General features: G+C 31.5%; 14 protein-coding genes. 5 read left to right on the top strand and 9 right to left on the bottom strand.

The features are described 5' to 3' along the window. The first annotated feature begins 610 nt into the window (after positions 1–610). From GKZ86_RS09840 to GKZ86_RS09825, 4 genes are all read left to right on the top strand, one after another. The gene (locus GKZ86_RS09840) at positions 611–2,086 is read left to right on the top strand and encodes a hypothetical protein (RefSeq protein ID WP_154782940.1); all 1,476 of its coding nucleotides are present in this window, start codon (positions 611–613) and stop codon (positions 2,084–2,086) included. A 60-nt stretch (positions 2,087–2,146) separates the two neighbouring features. Next, a complete protein-coding gene (locus tag GKZ86_RS09835; RefSeq protein WP_154782939.1) occupies positions 2,147–3,490 on the top strand; it encodes a PKD domain-containing protein in 1,344 nt (447 codons plus the stop codon). 15 nt (positions 3,491–3,505) lie between these two features. Next, positions 3,506–5,212, top strand: a complete 1,707-nt coding sequence (locus tag GKZ86_RS09830; RefSeq protein ID WP_194632485.1) for a hypothetical protein — start codon at positions 3,506–3,508, stop codon at positions 5,210–5,212. Between the two features lie 67 nt (positions 5,213–5,279). Continuing rightward, positions 5,280–9,902 (top strand): hypothetical protein, encoded by a 4,623-nt coding sequence (locus GKZ86_RS09825; RefSeq protein WP_154782938.1) that lies wholly within the window; start codon positions 5,280–5,282, stop codon positions 9,900–9,902. A 587-nt stretch (positions 9,903–10,489) separates the two neighbouring features. Here GKZ86_RS09825 and GKZ86_RS09820 read toward each other — a convergent pair. The 9 genes from GKZ86_RS09820 to murQ all read right to left on the bottom strand — a co-directional run bounded on the left by GKZ86_RS09820 (position 10,490) and on the right by murQ (position 16,904). After that, positions 10,490–11,116 (bottom strand): PolC-type DNA polymerase III, encoded by a 627-nt coding sequence (locus GKZ86_RS09820; RefSeq protein WP_154782937.1) that lies wholly within the window; start codon positions 11,114–11,116, stop codon positions 10,490–10,492. 1 nt (position 11,117) lies between these two features. After that, positions 11,118–13,037 (bottom strand): DUF294 nucleotidyltransferase-like domain-containing protein, encoded by a 1,920-nt coding sequence (locus GKZ86_RS09815; protein ID WP_154782936.1) that lies wholly within the window; start codon positions 13,035–13,037, stop codon positions 11,118–11,120. Between the two features lie 204 nt (positions 13,038–13,241). Then, positions 13,242–13,613 carry a DNA topoisomerase IV gene (locus GKZ86_RS09810; RefSeq protein ID WP_154782935.1) on the bottom strand — a complete coding sequence of 124 codons (372 nt, stop codon included), beginning with the start codon at positions 13,611–13,613 and terminating at the stop codon, positions 13,242–13,244. Positions 13,614–13,905: 292 nt separating this feature from the next. Next, on the bottom strand, positions 13,906–14,481 hold the full coding sequence (locus GKZ86_RS09805; protein ID WP_154782934.1) for a DUF1572 family protein: 576 nt from the start codon (positions 14,479–14,481) through the stop codon (positions 13,906–13,908). A gap of 110 nt (positions 14,482–14,591) precedes the next feature. After that, positions 14,592–15,164 carry a pentapeptide repeat-containing protein gene (locus GKZ86_RS09800; protein ID WP_154782933.1) on the bottom strand — a complete coding sequence of 191 codons (573 nt, stop codon included), beginning with the start codon at positions 15,162–15,164 and terminating at the stop codon, positions 14,592–14,594. Further along, complete coding sequence (locus GKZ86_RS09795; protein ID WP_154782932.1) at positions 15,152–15,466, bottom strand: type II toxin-antitoxin system RelE/ParE family toxin; 315 nt, start codon at positions 15,464–15,466, stop codon at positions 15,152–15,154. The genes GKZ86_RS09800 and GKZ86_RS09795 overlap by 13 nt, the downstream gene beginning before the upstream one ends. Continuing rightward, complete coding sequence (locus GKZ86_RS09790) at positions 15,451–15,681, bottom strand: hypothetical protein (protein WP_154782931.1); 231 nt, start codon at positions 15,679–15,681, stop codon at positions 15,451–15,453. The genes GKZ86_RS09795 and GKZ86_RS09790 overlap by 16 nt, the downstream gene beginning before the upstream one ends. Before the next feature lie 27 nt (positions 15,682–15,708). After that, positions 15,709–15,930 (bottom strand): DUF6095 family protein, encoded by a 222-nt coding sequence (locus tag GKZ86_RS09785; RefSeq protein ID WP_154782930.1) that lies wholly within the window; start codon positions 15,928–15,930, stop codon positions 15,709–15,711. Between the two features lie 161 nt (positions 15,931–16,091). Further along, a complete protein-coding gene (murQ, locus tag GKZ86_RS09780) occupies positions 16,092–16,904 on the bottom strand; it encodes an N-acetylmuramic acid 6-phosphate etherase (protein ID WP_154782929.1) in 813 nt (270 codons plus the stop codon). 178 nt (positions 16,905–17,082) lie between these two features. Between murQ and GKZ86_RS09775 the strand changes: the two genes are divergently transcribed. After that, positions 17,083–18,225: an AraC family transcriptional regulator gene (locus tag GKZ86_RS09775; RefSeq protein WP_154782928.1), complete on the top strand. Its 1,143-nt coding sequence runs from the start codon at positions 17,083–17,085 to the stop codon at positions 18,223–18,225. The last annotated feature ends 155 nt before the right edge of the window (positions 18,226–18,380 follow it).

Below are 18,380 nucleotides of genomic sequence, written 5' to 3'. Positions count from 1 at the left end.
ATTTAAAAATGAATTAAGAACAATTTCTGATAAGTCAATATACCTAACTTATCAAGACTCGGTTCTTGGCGCTTCAGAAATAAATACAATATGAATATTTGAAAATGGAGAAAAACTAACCTATTATTTAAAGGTAAATGAGGGACGAAATGATAAAGATATGCCTGTTAAGCTAAATCTGTATTTCATAAATGGCAAAGGAAATGATGATTTTGGTTGGTTTTCTAATAAAAAAAATATGCAAATAAAATTATTTGAAGAGAATGTCATAAAACCGTTATCTATAAAGTTTGAAAGGATAGAAGTGGAATGATTTTAATTATTTAGCTTGTTAGCGCAAAGCTTTAGTTAAAGTTAAAACGAAGTAATAGATAATAAAAAAACTAAATAGAAGCTTATTTATAAGTTTCAAACCAAATAAATTAAGAAAAAGATAATTAGTAAATCTTAGAACTAATTAAATAGAATGCTTTAATATCCTTTTTGTAGAACTTACAAAGTTTAAGAATACCAAAAATACCACATTTTACGAAACTAAATATCCAATAAGACAGTGATTGTTGGAGTAATTCCTTATGAAATAAACTAATTTAAAATAAAGTATTAACACATGAAACAAAAAATTTTAACCCTATTAATTTTACTTTTTTCAATAAGTAATAACGCCCAAAAAATAAAAATTGATAAAGGAGAAATAAAACTCGATGAAAAAATAGTAGGATATATTGAGGGTAAAAAGCCAATTTTTACCATTTACAATCTAGATAAGACTTATGCAGTTACTGCCGAGGTGAAAACTGTTCCAAATGAACCTTCCCTGACATTACCATGGATAGAACTTAAAGATCAAACAACTGGAAAATTGAACGAAATGGATTTCAAGAGCAGAAAATTTAGTGCATTCAATTACGATAGAAGTATAATTTATGAATTACTAGAGCGAAATTTTTTTACAAACGATGGACTAAATAAGGAAACTATTGAGGGGTTTGTAAATGGAGAATCAGCAGGCATTTCTGAAAAACGTCTAGGTGTTCAAAATGAAATAAATCAAGCAAATAAAGTTGCAGATACATACCAATTAACTATCGATGATGCAGGAGTTATTTATAGTATAAAAGCAAAAAATCAAGATCCGCTTGATAAAAGAATTGGTTATATAGAAGTAACCTTACCAGCAACAAATGGTGAGGTAATGTATGAAGTGATGGATCTGGATAATTATTTAATAGGGACGTGGTTTGGAAAAGGAGGTACGATTTCAGGTTACAATAAATTTCTAAATCAGGAATTGATCACTTTTGATAAAAAGGTATTAAAAGTTGCTTTTGATAATAGTGGAAATCCAATAGGATACAAAATGAGTAAAGATATTACTGCGATGAATATTGTAAGAGTATTGATTGGGAATAGTTATACGCTACAGCATCAGGGAAAAGGAGAAGTAATTGCAATTAGAGCAGAACAGGCGAAAGTTACTGAGGAAAAAATAAAAACAGAGCGTTCAAATTCAGCTAATATTTATGAACAAAACGGATTTGTAATAAATGAAAAAAGCGAAAAAAAATCTGGACCAATTACTGCTGAATTCCAATCTATAAAATCAGAATCATCAAGTGGAATGGCTGATATGACAGCTTACGGTAAAACAGTTGTATTAAAATTTACTAATGAAAAAGGTCGAGAAAAAACAGAAACTTTTAAATCAAAAAACGGAGTTAGATTCTGTATTGATAAAGGCGGAAGCGAAGGATGTTACTTGGGGTTAAAAACGATAGGAAATACTTTGGGAGCAGCTGGAAGTTTAAACTCGTTAAGTTTTGATTTTTCAAGCTTCTATAAAATTTTGTATGAACAAAATGGTTACATGGTTTTGGTCGATCCATTACTTTTATCCGATTTTATTTTAAAAGTTCCGACACAAGAAAAAGGTTTGTATACCAACAAATCTAGCGACGATAAACTGAAAAAAAATGTTGCAGAATATCTGAAATGCGATTCGATAGTATTTGAAAATTATGATTTTAAAACACTTGAAGGATTGATAAAGGTATTGGAAGATTATAAAAATAATTGCAGCAAATAGAATGCTTTAATAGAAAACACTGCAGCTTTAAAAAGCTGTAGTGTTTTTAAAATAACCATCATGAAAAAAGCTTTACTCTTACTACTATTTATTGTAATAACTTCTTGTTATCAGGAAACCTCTATAATTGTAGAAGGTGATTTTACCACATCTTATGTTAATGACAAAGAATCGGTACCCGTTATCATTAAAATAGAAAGTAAAATTACTGGAGCAGATAAATACGAATGGACTTTTGAAGGAGGAAGTCCAAGTACTTCATCTTTGAAAAACCCAGGCGAAGTCCTGTATGATAAACAAGGAAATTATACCATAAAACTTAAAGCATCAAATGCAGATGGAGAGAGTAAAGAAATCAGCAAAACAGTTGTGATTAGGGACGGAATTAATATTGATTTTACACCTGAAGTTTTAAAAAGTAATTATCCGCCTGTTGAGATATCTATAAACAATAATACTCTTGGTGAAGGACTTACATTTAACTGGGATTTTCAAGAAGGAATACCAGTATCTTTTTCCGGAAAAACACCCCCAAATATTATTTTTACAACTCCGGGAGAGCATACAATTACTTTAACAGTTTCTAATGGCGTTGAATCTCAAAAAGTAACTAAAACAATAGTTGTTGCACCTTTATTAGTGAGTATATTTTCATATGAACCAAAATTTGAAAATGACGATTACCAATCTCCGGTAACCATTAATTTTACAAATAAATCAGTTAGTGCTGTAAAATACAAATGGACTTTTCAAGGAGGTAATCCGTCAGTATCTACAGAAGAAAATCCAACGGTTATCTTTACAAGTGTTGGTACTCATGAAGTTACTCTGGAAGCTTCGAATGATAAAACAAATCAAATTTTTAAATCAATTGTTACAGTCCAGCCAGATACAAACCTACGTATTTTAACAAATATAAAATTAGGGATAAACTCGGCACACAACAATAACAATATTGGAGCAATGTTTTCTACCGTTACCAGACAAGTATATAAAGCAAATGAAATCAATGAACAGAACAGCAATTTAATAGATATTGTATTTCAAGGGCTAAACGGTAATTTGGCATATAACAAATTTATTTCACCAGATCAGGTAAATAATTATGGTTTTCTTTCACTCAAAAATGCACAAAGCACCATTTTTGTAAACTCTCAAAACCTCTGTAATTGCGGACTAAACTTTACAGAAGCACAGTTTGATGCAATGGTAAATGATACTTCAATAAAAGCTTTAAATATAAGTTACAGCGCGGCAGGAGAACAGCAATTTGGTTTTACATATCCAAGAATAATTTTATTCAAAACACAAGACGGACGAAAAGGAGCAATCAAAATTAAATACATGGTAAAAAACGGAACCAGTTCTTATATTTTATGCGACATCAAAGTACAAAAACAATAAAGGAGGAATCAATTAATGAAAATAAATAATACAGTTTTTTGGTTAAAACTTCTCGTTGTTTTACTGTTTTTAGTAACTAAAAATAGCTATTCACAAGATGTTGATTTAGAAAGTTTTTATAAGCCTAATTTTAAAGTTACAGGGGGAGTAAATGCCAATATGATATTTTATAATTCCAATCAGCAGAATTCTCGTGAGCCATTTAGTTATTTGCTTTCTGGTAATTTGAATGTCAGTGCATTCAGCTTTAACATTCCAATATTTTACAGCCTGACTAATCAGGGAAATAATCTAGGTTACAAGGCTCCGTTTGACTTTAATAGAATTTGTATTATGCCAAAATACAAATGGGCAAAAGCTTATATAGGGAATGTAAGTATGACTTTTTCGCCTTACACTTTAAGTGGAATTCCTTTTAGAGGGGTCGGTTTAGAATTAACGCCAAGAAGTCCTTTTAAAGTGAGTTTGATGGGAGGACAGTTGTCGAAAGCAGTAAATCAAGATGATGCTTTAGGTGGAATTCCAATTTATGAGCGATTCGGTTATGGTATAAAAACAAGTTTTGAAAAAGAACGATATAAAATAGGATGGATTGGCTTCTATGCTAAAGACAATGTGAATTCTATTGTGTATACAGGAAATGATAATGGAGTAACACCGAAATCGAATTTTGTAAACAGCTTATTTTTTGGTACTTCATTATTAAAAGATTTGACTTTTAATGTAGAATATGCGCTTTCTATACTAACAGATGATACCCGTGCAGAAACGATTCATACGGGAAGTTTTAAAGACAGGCTTTTTTCTACAAAAGAAAGCACTATTTTCCTGAATGCTTTAAATGTAAATTTTGATTACACTATTCAAAAAACAAAACTAGGATTAACATACGAACGTATCGATCCTAACTATAATACTTTGGGGGCACTATATTTTAATAATGATTTAGAAAATATAGCATTGCGTCTTTCAAGACCTTTTTATAATGATAACATTAATGTTTCGGCTAGTTTAGGATACCAAAGAGATGATTTGGCACATGACAAAAAACAAGATAGTAAACGAGTAGTTGGTTCTATTAATATGAATTATAAAATTACAGATCAGCTTAATTTTACAGGAAGCTATTCTAATTTTTCAACCTACACCAATAAAAAAATGGACCAGTTTGAGTTGATCAATAATCCAAATGTTGTAGCGGCTGATACTTTAAATTATAAACAATTGTCTCAAAATGCGAACCTAAATTTAACTTATTCTTTTGGGGAAAAGAAAAACCAAAATATGAATTTCAATTATAGCATTGCCGGTCAGGCGAACGAACAAGGAGGAATTATCAGAAAAGGACAGGCAAGCACAGTTCAGAATTATAATTTGGGACACACTATAAATTTCCTCGGAATTAAAACAGCTTTAAACAGTTCTTTAAATTATACAAATAACCAAGTAGGGCATTTTGACAACTCTTCACTTGGTGCTTCAGTTGGTATTTCTAAAAAACTGCTCAAAGAAAAGTTAAACTCCAATTTTGGTTTATTGTATAATAATACGCAAAGTGATGAAAACTCAAGTTCTGTTTTCGGTTTAAAGCTTAATAATAGTTATACGCTATTACAAAAACACAATTTTTCATTAGGTATGATTTCAATGTTTAGAAGTTCAACAAATAAGCCGGCCAACAATGATATTATGCTGAATTTAAATTACGGGTACAGTTTTTAAAAAAATGAACGCCTTAATATAAACGTCTTGAAATTTTGATTTCAATTTATAAAATAGATTTTTAGTTATGAAGAAGTTTTACAAAATAAACTTATCTGCCTTATTTATACTTTTTTGGTTTATTAGTTCTTACGGACAGGATATAACAGCTCCAAAGGAATTGAACGCAGCTGCGAGCTCAATAGAAAAAATTGCAGCATCAGATCGTTGGGTTGATAAATTTTCAAATCAGGATTTGGTAGAACTGCCTGTTGGGATTAGAAATACGGTAAACAACATTCAATATTCTATCGGGATTACAAAGGCTGTTTTTTCACCAGAATATACTACTTTGACAGTATTCTGTAGAGTAGATATTCCTCAAAAAGATAAAAACGGGCAGCCAATGCAATTGTTTTTTGGAGCCGATAATGTAAAACTTTCACATCAGGGAGGAATCATTGGAGAGGCAAAATTAGTATTATTGGGGAATGTAGATATTCCTTTTAGTGATAATAAATGGCAGTTGTCTTTATATGGTGGCTTTGAAATGACAACTGGTCATGTCAATGATTTAACCTATGTAACAATTGACTGTGATGGTTTTAAGGAAATGAAAGTTTCGGGAGCAATTGAGTTTTCAAGAGATTTGATCTTACCAATTGATCCAACAACAAAAACAGTCGATGAAGCAAAAACAACAGTGCCCAAAACTTATTATAACGGAAAAACAGTTCAGATTCCTAATAGAGTTCGAGGAGAATTTAGTTTCACTGCTAGCGATTGGAATGATATTTTAGTAAATGTAAGCTTACAGCCTTTTATTTTGAAAGATAAACGAAATGGGAAAGATTTTGAAGGTAATTTCCAGTTTTTGGTAAGTAATGCAGTCTTAGATTTAAGTGATTTAAAAAACGATCCATCAGTAGTTTTTCCTGAATACTATGCAAAGAACGCGCTTTTAGTACCAAGTCCCCAAGCTTGGAAAGGGGTATTTATTCAGACTTTTGATATAGGCCTTCCAAAAGAATTTCAAACCACAGATACGGCATCAAATAAAGAAAGAATTCATGTAGGAGCTCAAAATCTTATAATAGATAAATTTGGAGTTTCAGGAACTTTTTATGCAGATAATGTTTTTCCTCTCGATAGAGGAATTACAAATGAAGAAAAATCCTGGGCTTATTCTTTGGATCATATAGATGTGACTATTGCTGCAAATACTTTTATAAAAGCGAATTTGAGCGGTGAAATTTTGCTGCCAATTACTAAATCAACAAGTTCATCTTCATCAAATTCAGCACAAAACAAAAGAAAAGGGTTACTTTACAATGGATTTATATCCATGAGTGAGCAGCAGTTAATTGTTGTTACTAAAGATTCTTTATCTTTTGATATCTGGAAAGCGAAAGCCCTATTACTGCCTAATAGTTCTGTAGAGTTAAACTTAGTTAATGGAAGATTTTTACCCAAAGCCAATTTAAATGGAACAGTTTCTTTTGGTACCAATAAAGGAGCGACAGATGATAAGGATGTAGAAGGAAAACGAATGGTTGATTTTAAAGGAATCTCCTTTGAAAACTTACAGCTCCAGACCGTCTCTCCAATTATTTCTGTACGAAATATGGGATATAAAGGTACAGTTGCATTTGGAAATTTTCCTGTTTCAATTGGCAATATAAATGTTGCTATTAATGGAAATGATTCCCGAATTGATTTTGATTTAGGAATTAACCTGATGGAAAGCATAGGAGCAGGAGCAACAGCTAGGATAGGAATTCTGGGAAAAATGTATGAGGAAGGACATAGGCAAAAAAGCAGATATGCTGGTTTGGATCTATCAGCTATTAATATTGACTGCCAGTTTAGCGGGTTAAAAATTAAAGGTGGTCTTATTTTAATGGAAAAAGATCCTGTTTATGGTAATGGGTTTAATGCAGATTTAGAAGTTGATGTTGCTGAAGTAGTCAATGTAAAAGCAAAAGCTATTTTCGGACGTACGACTTTTAGATATTGGTATTTTGATGCGGCTGTAAAATTTCCTTCAGTTCCAGCACCATTTATGATAAATGGTTTTGGCGGCGGAGCATATTATAAGATGCATCGAAATTCTGATATTGCCATTGGTGATTTCTCTCCATCAGGGCTTAGTTATACTCCTGATGAAAAAATAAATTTAGGAATTAAAGCTTTGATTTATTTTCACATTGGTTCAGAAACTATCTGCGATGGTGAAGCTGGATTTGAAATAGCATTTAACTCAAAAGGAGGAGTCAACAGATTGGCCATTTTTGGAAAAGCCAATGTTATGGCTAAAATACCAGGAATGAAAAATATCAGCGGGTTAATGGAAAAAGTGTCTTCAAATGTTACCTCAAAAAAAAGTTTTTTAGGAATTACAGAAAGTGATCTTAAAGGATCTTTTGCAAGTAAGTATATTCCCGAGGCAAAAGAAGCAATCCCGGGAGATTTATCTGCAGAAGTAGGAATTAAAATGGCAGCAGCAATTGAATTTGATTTTCAGAATAAATCTATGCATGCGACAACAGATGTATACATTAATACTCCTGGAAATTTTTTATCAGGAACTGGACCTGGAGGAAGAGCCGTTTGGGGAGTTTTTCATAAAGATCCTAAAGACTGGTATATGTATATGGGAACGCCAGACGATAGGTGTGGGGTAAAAATAGGTGTGGCAGGTATATTTTTAAAAACAACGAGCTATTTCATGGCAGGGACAGTGCTTCCTGGAAGTCCGCCGCCGCCGGCTGTTGTTGCTAAAATTTTAGGTGTTGATGCCAAAGATTTAGATTATATGCGTGATGAAAATGCGTTGGCTAATGGAGGAGGTCTAGCGTTTGGAGCGAGTTTAGATTTTGATACAGGAGATTTAAGTTTCTTGCTTTTTTATGCCCGTTTTCAAGCAGGAATGGGATTTGACATTATGCTTAAAGATTATCAGGAAGCTAAATGTTCTAATACAGGAAAATTGGTAGGTATAAATGGATGGTATGCTAATGGACAATCTTATGCTTATTTACAGGGAGAATTGGGAGTTAGAATAAAACTTGCTTTTATAAAGCTAAAAGTTCCTATAATTTCTGGAGGAGCGGCAGTTTTGCTGCAGGCAAAATTACCAAATCCGGTTTGGATGCGAGGTTATGTTGGTGGTAATATGAATGTTTTAGGTGGATTAATAAAAGGAAAATTTAGATTTAAATTAGAAATTGGAGAAGAATGTCAATTTGAAAATGCATCTCCATTAGGCGGAATTAAATTGATAACCGATGTAACACCAAAACAAAATTCAACAGATGTTGATGTTTTTGCTGTACCGCAAGCCGCATTTTCAATGAAAGTTAATGAAGCATTTGTAATTCCCGAAGATACAGGAGATGTTACTTATAAAGTAATATTAGAAAAATTCAAGGTATTTGATGATGTAAACGAAATTCAAGGAACTTTTGAATGGGGTTCTATGAAAGACAGGGTAAATTTTGTTTCAACAGATATTTTACCTCCAAATAAAGAACTTAAAATACAAGTTGAAGTTAGCTTTCAAAAAATGATAAATGGTGTGTTTCAGCCAATAAAAGTGGATGGAAAAATTGCAACTGAATATGAAGAAAGGCTCTTTAAAACAGGCGGAGCGCCTAATCATATTCCATTATCAAATATTAAATATTCATACCCAATTGTAAATCAGAAATATTTCCTTGAAGATGAATATTCAAAAGGATATATTCAGTTAAAAAGAGGCCAGGACTATTTGTTTGAAGATGCGAGTTGGGAAACTAGTATAAAAATAAACGAAGAAGGGAATTCTAATACAAAAGCAACGGCTTTTAATTATAATACTAGTTCAAATGAAGTTTATTATGATTTACCAGATATTAAACAAGAAAAGAAATACAACTTTTCGATAATGAGTAATTTAAAACAAACTCCACAAAGAAATACAACTTCATCAACAAGAACCAATACAATTAATGACGATGGTAATGATGTACAAATAAAAGAAAATCAGGCTGATGCATTGTCTAAAGCAGAAGGCAGTATCGATCGTTTATCGTATTCATTCAATACAAGTAAGTACAAAACCTTCACTTCTAAAATGAATGCTATAAATACTCAAAATTATAATTTTGGAGTTTTATATTCAGATGTTATTTATTTAACCAATACTATTTCAAGCCAGGAAGCATTTGATCTGGTAGAATTACAAGGAGTATCATATAGTGATGACAAGCCAATCATTATCGCACAGTCTAAACTAAATGATGAGTATTATCTAACAGATATTTTTCCATATTTATATAAGGATTATCCTTTAAATGGTAATTTTTCTATTGATAATAGAGATACAAATGATTTAGGAATAATTCCGGCAAAAGCAATTCCACTTAATGCTTATTACATGACAAGTATTGAAAATGATGTAAATCAAACATGGACAAAAGGTAATTTTCCTTTTAAGTATAATATGCCTTTCCTTTATAAACAAGACTGGACTGACTTAAATAACCAAATTATTAATGCTTATGTTAATGGAGATAAAAATGTTGAATCGATTGCAAAGCGTTTTTTAAATAGGAATTACCAATTTATGCGATATGGAAATTATGATATAATAATGAAGTATTCGTTGCCAGGAAATAAGCAAACAACAGAATTTACATATAAGTATAAAAATGCTAATAAGTTTAGATAAATTCGAAAAGAAGTATAGTCTTAAATCTCTATGCGATTCTATATAAACAAGTCACGAACCTTAAAACGCTAAGAAATTTTCTTAGCGTTTTTTTTAGAATCAAAATTCTAATTCAATCATTTAGAATATGCCCATTTAAAAACCTTATCGTTATGTTTTTATATTTTATTGAGGACTACTAATAGACTAAGTCAAAACTAAATTTGTCTGTCAATAATTATAAAAGCCAATATGAAAAGTCAATTCATCTTTATAATATTACTACTTTGCAGTTGTACAAATAATAGGTTTTATGCTCGTGTGTATGATTACGATACAGATCGGCCAATTAAAAACGTGAATATAAATATTAATGGAGATACAACTCAAACAGATAGTACTGGATATTTTAGTATGAAAGTCAAATCAAATTTTCCTTGTACAATATTTTTGCAAAGGAAAGGATATGCCTCAAAAAAAATATTCAGAAAACCGGATTCTCTTGGACAATTCAGCAAAAAGAACTTAGAAAATAATTCAATTTATTTATTCAATAAAGAAAGTGAGTTTTCTAATAAAATTAGAAACCAGTGATTACAAATCGGATATTATTTGAAAAGCTGATTTAAATTGGTATGCTTTTTTTCTTTTAGTTTTTTTACAATTTTTAAAAACGCAATTGCCGTAATATAAGCATCGCCCAAAGCAGTGTGTCTGTCTTTTTTAGAAATATCAAATTTATCGGCAAGATCATCAAGTGTATAATGATCTTTTCTTTCAAATAAATGCGATTTTATTAAAGTGTTTTTATATAAATGCGCTGTATCTAAAGTTTTGTTTGTAAGCTCAGGCATGCCATTTCTTTCTAAAGCTTTGTTGATCATTGTAATGTCAAAAATGGTATGATGTGCAATAATGATCGAATCACCTAAAAAGGCTAAAAATTGTTCTAAAGCTTCTCGTTCATTGGGACGTTTCAAAATAAAATCTTTCAGAATACCATGAATTTGAGCCGTTGATTTATCATAATGATCCTGTTCAATATATACCTCGAAACTATTCTGAATTGATATTATATTATCTTGCAAAACAAGTGCGCCAATGCATAATATTCTATCATTTTCGTAATCAAAACCAGTAGTTTCAGTATCAAGAACTACAAATCTGGTTTCTTCAATAGAGATATTTTCATCAAATAGATTGTCTTCCTTTTTCCAAAAATTAAAAATACTCATGTTATACGACGTTTGAAATATTAAATCTTACGCTAATCAATTCCTGGAGCTCTTTGATGGTTTTAAAAGTTCTTTTGAGTTTTATTTTTTCCATTTTAGATAAAGTTTCCAATGCAATAAATTGCCCGGAATCATTGTGCAAAAGACCTTGTTTGGTTCTGAATTTTAATAAAGCTTTAAATGAATAAGAACATGATAAATACAATTCTCTATTGTTTGGTTCAAGCTCGGCTAATTTTTCAAATCGTTCTGCAGTATTGCTAATCGCCTTAACAGAATGCGATAAGATCAAAACGCGTGCAGCATCTGTTAAAGGCATTAAAGCACGTCTTTTAATATCAAAATTATCTTTGTTCGCTCCGTCTTGTTCTACTAAAAACTGCCTAAAAAAGCCTGTAGGAGAAGGACTTTGCAATGCACCGCTTACTAAATGCACATAAAAAATTGGGTTTGCTTTCACACTCTCAAAAATAGATTCTGAAAGTTCGTTTGCAATTTCAGAATCTCCATAAGTGACACTATAATCAAAAAAGATAAAAGATAATAAAACTTCATTTTTCCCTGGATTTGTAATCCAGTAATGGACTTGATCTTTCCATTCGTTCAGGCTCATGCACCATTTCGGGTTCGAAGCCATCATTTCGGCTGGACAGTAATCATAACCAATTTCAAAAAGCCCCTTGTTGACAAGAGCCGCAAATTTTAAAAAATATACTTTTGTTTCATCTCGAAAAACTTCAGAAACATTTTCATAAATAATAGCATTATCCTGATCCGTGTGCAACATTTGTTCACTTCTTCCTTGACTTCCCAAAGCCAGCCATGCAAACTTTACGGGCGGCGGACTGCTCATTTTTTCGATCGACATTTCGATAACACGAGTTGTGCAGGCTTCGTTTAACTCGGTTATAATTTTAGCAATTAAAGTCATCGGAATATTTTGATCTAAATATCCCTGAAGCAATTGCATTATTCTGGCCCGAATAGGCTTAATTTCTTTAACTTTTTTGGCTCTTTTTAAAGCCTTTATTAAAACAGCAGGATTGTTTCCTAGCGCAACCATCACGTCGTGTTTAGATAAAATCCCAACAGCTTTTGTATTAATTGTACCATCTTTGGTAAGACATAAATGACTGATACTGCTTTTCATCATAGCCATTTGAGCCTCAGTAACTGTCATTTTTTTAGGATACGTAATAACCGGTTTTGTCATTATAGATTCTGCTGTGGTCAGGATCGAAAAATCTCCGGTAACGATTTTATTGCGTAAATCTTTATCCGTAATAATTCCAATTGGTAGCATTTCATCTACAATTAATATTGCACCAACTTTTTTCTTATTCATTATTTTGGCAACATCTCTTGCAGTTGTAGACGGACTGCAGGTGACAATTTTCTTCGAATATTTTATAGGTTGAAGATCAAATGAATCTTTACTTGAATGCAAATTTTCCTGTTCTAAATCGTCTCCATATAATTTATCCTTATGAATATCTGAATACGGATTTCGGGTGTTAGAAGCATAACTTTCGATTAAGAAATTACCAACATTTCTATTTTCGAGCGCATAGGGTTTAAAAACTGCAATTGGAATTGCATATAATATGCTTTCTTCATGTGCAACGGCTTCCATGATATAATTTTCCTGTGCCAGAAGTGGTCGCAATCCAAAAATATCACCCTCATCACACATATCCAAAACAGTGTTTTTTGTGCTTTTTCTAAGCGCTACAGCGCCTTTATGAACGACATAAAAGGAATCATGCGTTTTTTCATTTTCTGTAAATACGATAGCATCTTTATCTTTATAAATGATTGAAATTTGTTCAGATAATTTTTCAAGATCTTTTTGATGCAAAAAACTAAAAGGCGGATAGTCTTTTAAGAAGTCAGCAACTCTGTGAGATATGGTATTTTTCATGCGTTAGATTTAGGTTCTAATGTAAGATTTAAAATAGAAATGTAAAAGAAACACCTGTAATTATTTACATAAAGGTGCAAAGAAGCAAAGGTACAAAGTTGCAAAGTTTTTATTTCTTTGGGACTTGATGACTTTGTGGCAAAAGGATATAAAAAAAGTCCCAAATTTGGAACTTTTTATAGTATAATCTAACGTAAAAACAGGTTACTCAATTTTTGTAACCGTTCCGTGTTGTTTTTCTTCAGAACCAACCATTCCAAATTCAAAAGTATAGGAATCCTTAGAAGTCGTTAGAATTTTCATTCCAATCGCTTTTTCTTCGGCCATATTTTTTGGATGTTTTTTCTGCAAAATATATTCGCAATCGCTTACCCAACGAACAGTCGAAGTATCTGTTTTTCCTTCAAAAGTTTCAATTTCAATATCGTCTTTTCGTTCAAAAACGGTTGTTTTTTTTACGCCGTTTACTTCAAATTCAAACTTGAATTTTCCATTTTTAAAATCTTTGCAATTGTGTTGTGCATCATAACAAGATACCAGGGCAAGTAGGGGTAAGAAGAATATAATTTTTTTCATTTTAAATAAGTTGTTTTTTTAGGAGCTGTTTCCTGCTTTCCATTTCAATCTTTTTATTCCGCTGAAGCGAAATAAAAAGGATTTCTCCCGAAACTTCGGGACAATCAGGGCTAGAAATATAGCGGATATACAAAAATATAAGCGACAATTAGGAATAAAAGGATATTAAGAAAACTCAGAAAAAATAAATTCCGTCTTCTATTTTGATCAGCTTGTTCATCAGATAATTTTGTTCGGCAGAATTTAATTAAAAGCCAATACCAAAAACCTCCTAAGTAAGCATGATATTCTATCATTTTAGCCTTTTTAATTCATCGTCAGTAAAGTTCTTAATTTCTTTTTCTTTAGCAAACTTTTCAGCGTTGTAATTTTCGGATTTATTTTTGGGAATCGATAAACTATCCCAGGAACTATTTTTTAATTGTTTGGCATAAAAAACAATCTGACCAACATGATACGGATAATGTGCCAACTGACGATTTATGGCTTCAATAACGGTGTGACCTTCATTACGAATATAAATAATATCCGAAAGTTGTTCTGGTTTTAAACTATTCAAAGCATCAAGAAAGCAATCCCAGCCTTTATTCCAGACCTCTAAAACGGATTCTTTCGATTGTAAATCATTCTCAAATTCGGCATCACGGTTACGCCATTCTTTCTCGCCATCAGAAGTTAAAAAATCTGTCCAACGCGAAAGCATATTGCCTGAAATGTGTTTTATAATTGTTGCAATACTATTGGTGTCTTCATTTACAGAAACAAAAAGCTGTTCCGGTTTTAATTGATCCATAGCTTTTTCGCCAAGCATTTTATAATAAAGAAATTGCTTTTTAACGTTTTCTAAATAGTAGATATTTACTTCCATGATTATTTTTTTTTGCCACGAATTCCACCAATTTTCATGAATTTTTTCAACACAAAACGTTTAAATTTTAATTCGTGAAAATTCGTGTAATTCGTGGCTTTTTTAAATTTTTAAACAATTTTAATATCATATTTATCCAAAAGCCCAACAATTCCGTCATTTGAAAATTGTGCTTTTCTCATCGGATTAAATTCCGGATCGATTTTATAATTGTATGCCGTTTTAAAATTAACAGCGGCCAATTGTGTATCATTAAATATCGCACCTTCTAAATTGCAATTATCAAAAACCGAACTTGTTAAATTAGTTCCTATAAAAGTAACCTCTCTCACAGAACAATTAATGAACTTGGTTTTAGGCATTTTTTTATTCGAAAATATGGCATAATCCAAAGTGCTTTCTTCAAAATAAACCTGAAATAAAAAGTCGTCACATTCATTAAAAGCAATTCCTAAAAGCTTACAATTTTTGAAAGTAATATTTTTTAAACTTGTGCTAAAAAGACTTGTCATCGACAAATTACAGTCGATAAACTCGCAATCTAAAAAGGTATTGTAGGCAAAATTACTGTTAGAGAAATCACAGTTTTTAAAAACACAATCTTCAAACTCCCGATTGTTTATTTTTTTATCAATATAATTGATTTTCTCGAAGGTTTTTTGAATGTGAATTAGACTTTCCATGAATGTTTTTTGGGTTTCTGAGCGTTGTGACGTACTCGGAGTATATAGATAGTATCTTCTGTTATTTGATAAGAAACAGCGTAATCATAAACAGAATAAACTCGAAAACTACCATCATTGTTGGTTTTTTGTTTATCAAGTTTATAAATTTCTGCTTGTGTTTTAAGTATTTCTGTACTGTCAAAAATGGTATTAACTACTTTATCTGCAATTGTAATTGATTTACTTTCAAAGAAAATATAAAAATGAATGTCTTCTAATTGATCTAGAGCGTCGCTTGACCAAATTATTTTCTTCCCCATTTTTTTGCAATTTCTTTTGCTTGATCTTCAGTGTAGAAGTTACCCTTTTTGATATTTTCTAAAGCATTTTCGATATCTAAATTATAAGCTGCATCTGATTCAACTGTAGAATTATTTATAGACTGTAAAAGATGTTTTAATTTTTCTACAAAAGAAGGATCCTTTACTTTATCAATTTCCTGATGAATCCAATTAATTTCTGCCTGTATATCCATGATAAATAATTTTAGTAAAGATACAAATTAGTCATTAAACAAACCTTTCATAATAATTTTCAATCCATAAAAGATCAAAAACATAGCACTTAAGCAAGCAGCGATTCCTATTCCCAGAACCAAATAATGCCAATTTGTGTGCTGATTCATAAATGCATTATAAATCAAGGAAGGTCCAATAAATAACAGAGGCAATGAACCTGATAAATATTTAACGCCTTTTCCTAGTAATTCTTTATTTGTTGCCATTTTTTTTGTTTCAGGTTTTTTTTTGTTTCAGGTTTCAGGTCTTTTTAGTTTCAGATTAAAAACTTTGGCAAAAATTGTTACTTCATCTCTGCGAACTCTGCCTTCTTTAATACTTATTTAAACTTCGTGAACTTTGCGAAAAACCTTTGCGAACTTTGTAGTTAAACTTTATAATTATCAACAGCATTTCTAACGCTGCCGTATTTTTTCAATAATTCAGAAGCTTCTTCATAAGAAACCGGAATTTCTCCCATAATCATTTTCACTCCACGATCTACCAGTTTAATATTGCTCAATTGCATATCAACCATTTTGTTTCCTTTTACTTTTCCAAGCTGAATCATGGCTGCCGTCGAAATCATGTTTAAAACCAATTTCTGAGCTGTTCCGGCTTTCATTCTTGAACTTCCTGTAACGAATTCTGGTCCAACAACAACTTCAATAGGAAATTGCGCTGTTAAAGCAAGCGGACTTCCGACATTGTTAGTAATACAACCTGTTAGAATATTATTTTGATTACAGGTTTCTAAGCCTCCAATAACGTATGGAGTTGTTCCGGAAGCAGCAATTCCAATAACTACATCATTAGGACCAATATTATTGTTTTGCAAATCGATCCAGGCTTGTGTTGCATTATCTTCAGCATTTTCTACTGCACGACGTATCGCAGTATCGCCACCAGCAATAATTCCGTTAACCAAATCAAACGGAACTCCAAAAGTAGGAGGACATTCAGAGGCATCAACAACACCTAAACGTCCGGATGTTCCTGCTCCGATATAAAATATTCTGCCGCCCAGTTTTAGTTTCGCTACAACTTGCGCTACCAAAGCTTCAATTTGTGGGATTGCTTTTTCGACAGCATCAGGAACGGTTTTGTCTTCATTATTAATATTAGTAAGCAATTCATGAACCGACATTTTTTCTAAATGTTCGTATTTTGATGCTTGTTCTGTGGTTTTAGTAAATGTCATTTTTTGTCGAAATAGTTATCCTCCAAAATTAAACTTTTTTATTCCAAATCAGGAAAAATTAAGAAGCAAACTCATCATCATTTTTTAATTTTTTGGATTGATTTTATTTCTTATGAATCTATTTCAAGACCTTGCTAAATGAACTAAAATATTATATTTGTTAAATAATGAAAGATAAATGGATAAATTAGATTTATTGCAGGGGATTGGCACAATCTCGGTTTTTGTGTCTTTACTGCTCGCCTTTTTTTTATTTACAGTTAAAACAGATAATAAATTAGCGAACCGCTTATTTGCTTGGTTTTTTGTTTTTTCTGCGGTAGATCTTAGTGGCTTTTTCATTGAGGCAAGTACTCGCAGAGAATTAAATTTTGAGATTTTTAGATCGACAACCTGTTTGTTAGAAATGCCTTTGTTTTATCTTTTTGTACTAGCTGTTTGTTATTCTGATTTTAGGCTAAAATGGAAACATTTAGTTCATTTACTTCCTTTTGTAATTGTTAATTTAGTTTTTATTCCAAGAATTTATCTAAGCATAGATGTAGATAAAGATACTTTCGCTTCGGGACTTAATTTAATGCCGGAGATTTACTTTATCCAGATTTTAGTAGAATGTCAATACGTATTTTATATTGTGTATGTGTTTTTGATTGTGAAAAAGTACAGAGAAATCTATTTAGAAAATTATGCAAACGCGAGTACAGCGACTTACAAATGGCTTTTTCAGATTACATGCGTATTTTTGACGGCACATATTATTGTAGCATTAAAAAATTTATTGCGTTACAGTGGTTACAGTGAAATATTTTTGTGGGCAAATGTTCTTGTCGGAACGATAGCTTTATGTATCACTTGTTGGTTTATAATGAAAGCTTTAAATCATCCTGAACTTTTTAGAGGTGTTAATTCAAAACTGAAACTGACCAAAGACATTCTGCCAAAAGTTGAAGAAAAACCAGAATTGGTAAATGCTCAAAACGATTTGATCAACACTCAAATAACAACTTTGAAACAATATATGACCGAGAAAGAACCTTTTCTGGATCCGTCGCTTACGATTCAGGAATTGGCAAACCAAATTGATATTCCGGTTCGGGATTTATCAATTTTGATTAATCACCAAATGGATCAGCACTTTTTTGACTTTGTGAATGAATATCGCATTCAAAAAGCGATGAATATTTTGAAAGATGAGTCTAAAAGTCAGCTTACCGTTTTAGAAATTTTATACGAAGTTGGTTTTAACTCCAAATCATCATTTAATACTTCTTTTAAAAAATACACGAATTTAACGCCAACAGCGTACCGAAACGCTTCATAATTAAGGCTTTGTAAAAAGTCGTACTTCAAGCCCAATAAAGTCGAACTGATTTCTTTAAGAGAAATTGGTTCGACTTTTTTTTGTCGGTCGAATCTGGAAAATTTCTAAGGCAACTTTGCTTCAAATTAATCGAAACAAGTTTAAAATTAGAAATC

This window comes from Flavobacterium sp. LC2016-13 (assembly GCF_009707955.1).
In the GTDB taxonomy this organism is placed as follows: domain Bacteria; phylum Bacteroidota; class Bacteroidia; order Flavobacteriales; family Flavobacteriaceae; genus Flavobacterium.
This window is presented reverse-complemented; position numbering and strand designations above follow the sequence as displayed.

What these genes read in the sequence shown, in the direction of transcription:
- GKZ86_RS09805 (WP_154782934.1), bottom strand. Translation starts at nt 14,481, where the DNA reads ATGGAAGTAAATATCTACTATTTAGAAAACGTTAAAAAGCAATTTCTT.
- murQ (WP_154782929.1), bottom strand. Translation starts at nt 16,904, where the DNA reads ATGACATTTACTAAAACCACAGAACAAGCATCAAAATACGAACATTTA.
- GKZ86_RS09835 (WP_154782939.1), top strand. Translation starts at nt 2,147, where the DNA reads ATGAAAAAAGCTTTACTCTTACTACTATTTATTGTAATAACTTCTTGT.
- GKZ86_RS09815 (WP_154782936.1), bottom strand. Translation starts at nt 13,037, where the DNA reads ATGAAAAATACCATATCTCACAGAGTTGCTGACTTCTTAAAAGACTAT.
- GKZ86_RS09840 (WP_154782940.1), top strand. Translation starts at nt 611, where the DNA reads ATGAAACAAAAAATTTTAACCCTATTAATTTTACTTTTTTCAATAAGT.
- GKZ86_RS09795 (WP_154782932.1), bottom strand. Translation starts at nt 15,466, where the DNA reads ATGGGGAAGAAAATAATTTGGTCAAGCGACGCTCTAGATCAATTAGAA.
- GKZ86_RS09775 (WP_154782928.1), top strand. Translation starts at nt 17,083, where the DNA reads ATGGATAAATTAGATTTATTGCAGGGGATTGGCACAATCTCGGTTTTT.
- GKZ86_RS09830 (WP_194632485.1), top strand. Translation starts at nt 3,506, where the DNA reads ATGAAAATAAATAATACAGTTTTTTGGTTAAAACTTCTCGTTGTTTTA.
- GKZ86_RS09810 (WP_154782935.1), bottom strand. Translation starts at nt 13,613, where the DNA reads ATGAAAAAAATTATATTCTTCTTACCCCTACTTGCCCTGGTATCTTGT.
- GKZ86_RS09800 (WP_154782933.1), bottom strand. Translation starts at nt 15,164, where the DNA reads ATGGAAAGTCTAATTCACATTCAAAAAACCTTCGAGAAAATCAATTAT.
- GKZ86_RS09785 (WP_154782930.1), bottom strand. Translation starts at nt 15,930, where the DNA reads ATGGCAACAAATAAAGAATTACTAGGAAAAGGCGTTAAATATTTATCA.
- GKZ86_RS09825 (WP_154782938.1), top strand. Translation starts at nt 5,280, where the DNA reads ATGAAGAAGTTTTACAAAATAAACTTATCTGCCTTATTTATACTTTTT.
- GKZ86_RS09820 (WP_154782937.1), bottom strand. Translation starts at nt 11,116, where the DNA reads ATGAGTATTTTTAATTTTTGGAAAAAGGAAGACAATCTATTTGATGAA.
- GKZ86_RS09790 (WP_154782931.1), bottom strand. Translation starts at nt 15,681, where the DNA reads ATGGATATACAGGCAGAAATTAATTGGATTCATCAGGAAATTGATAAA.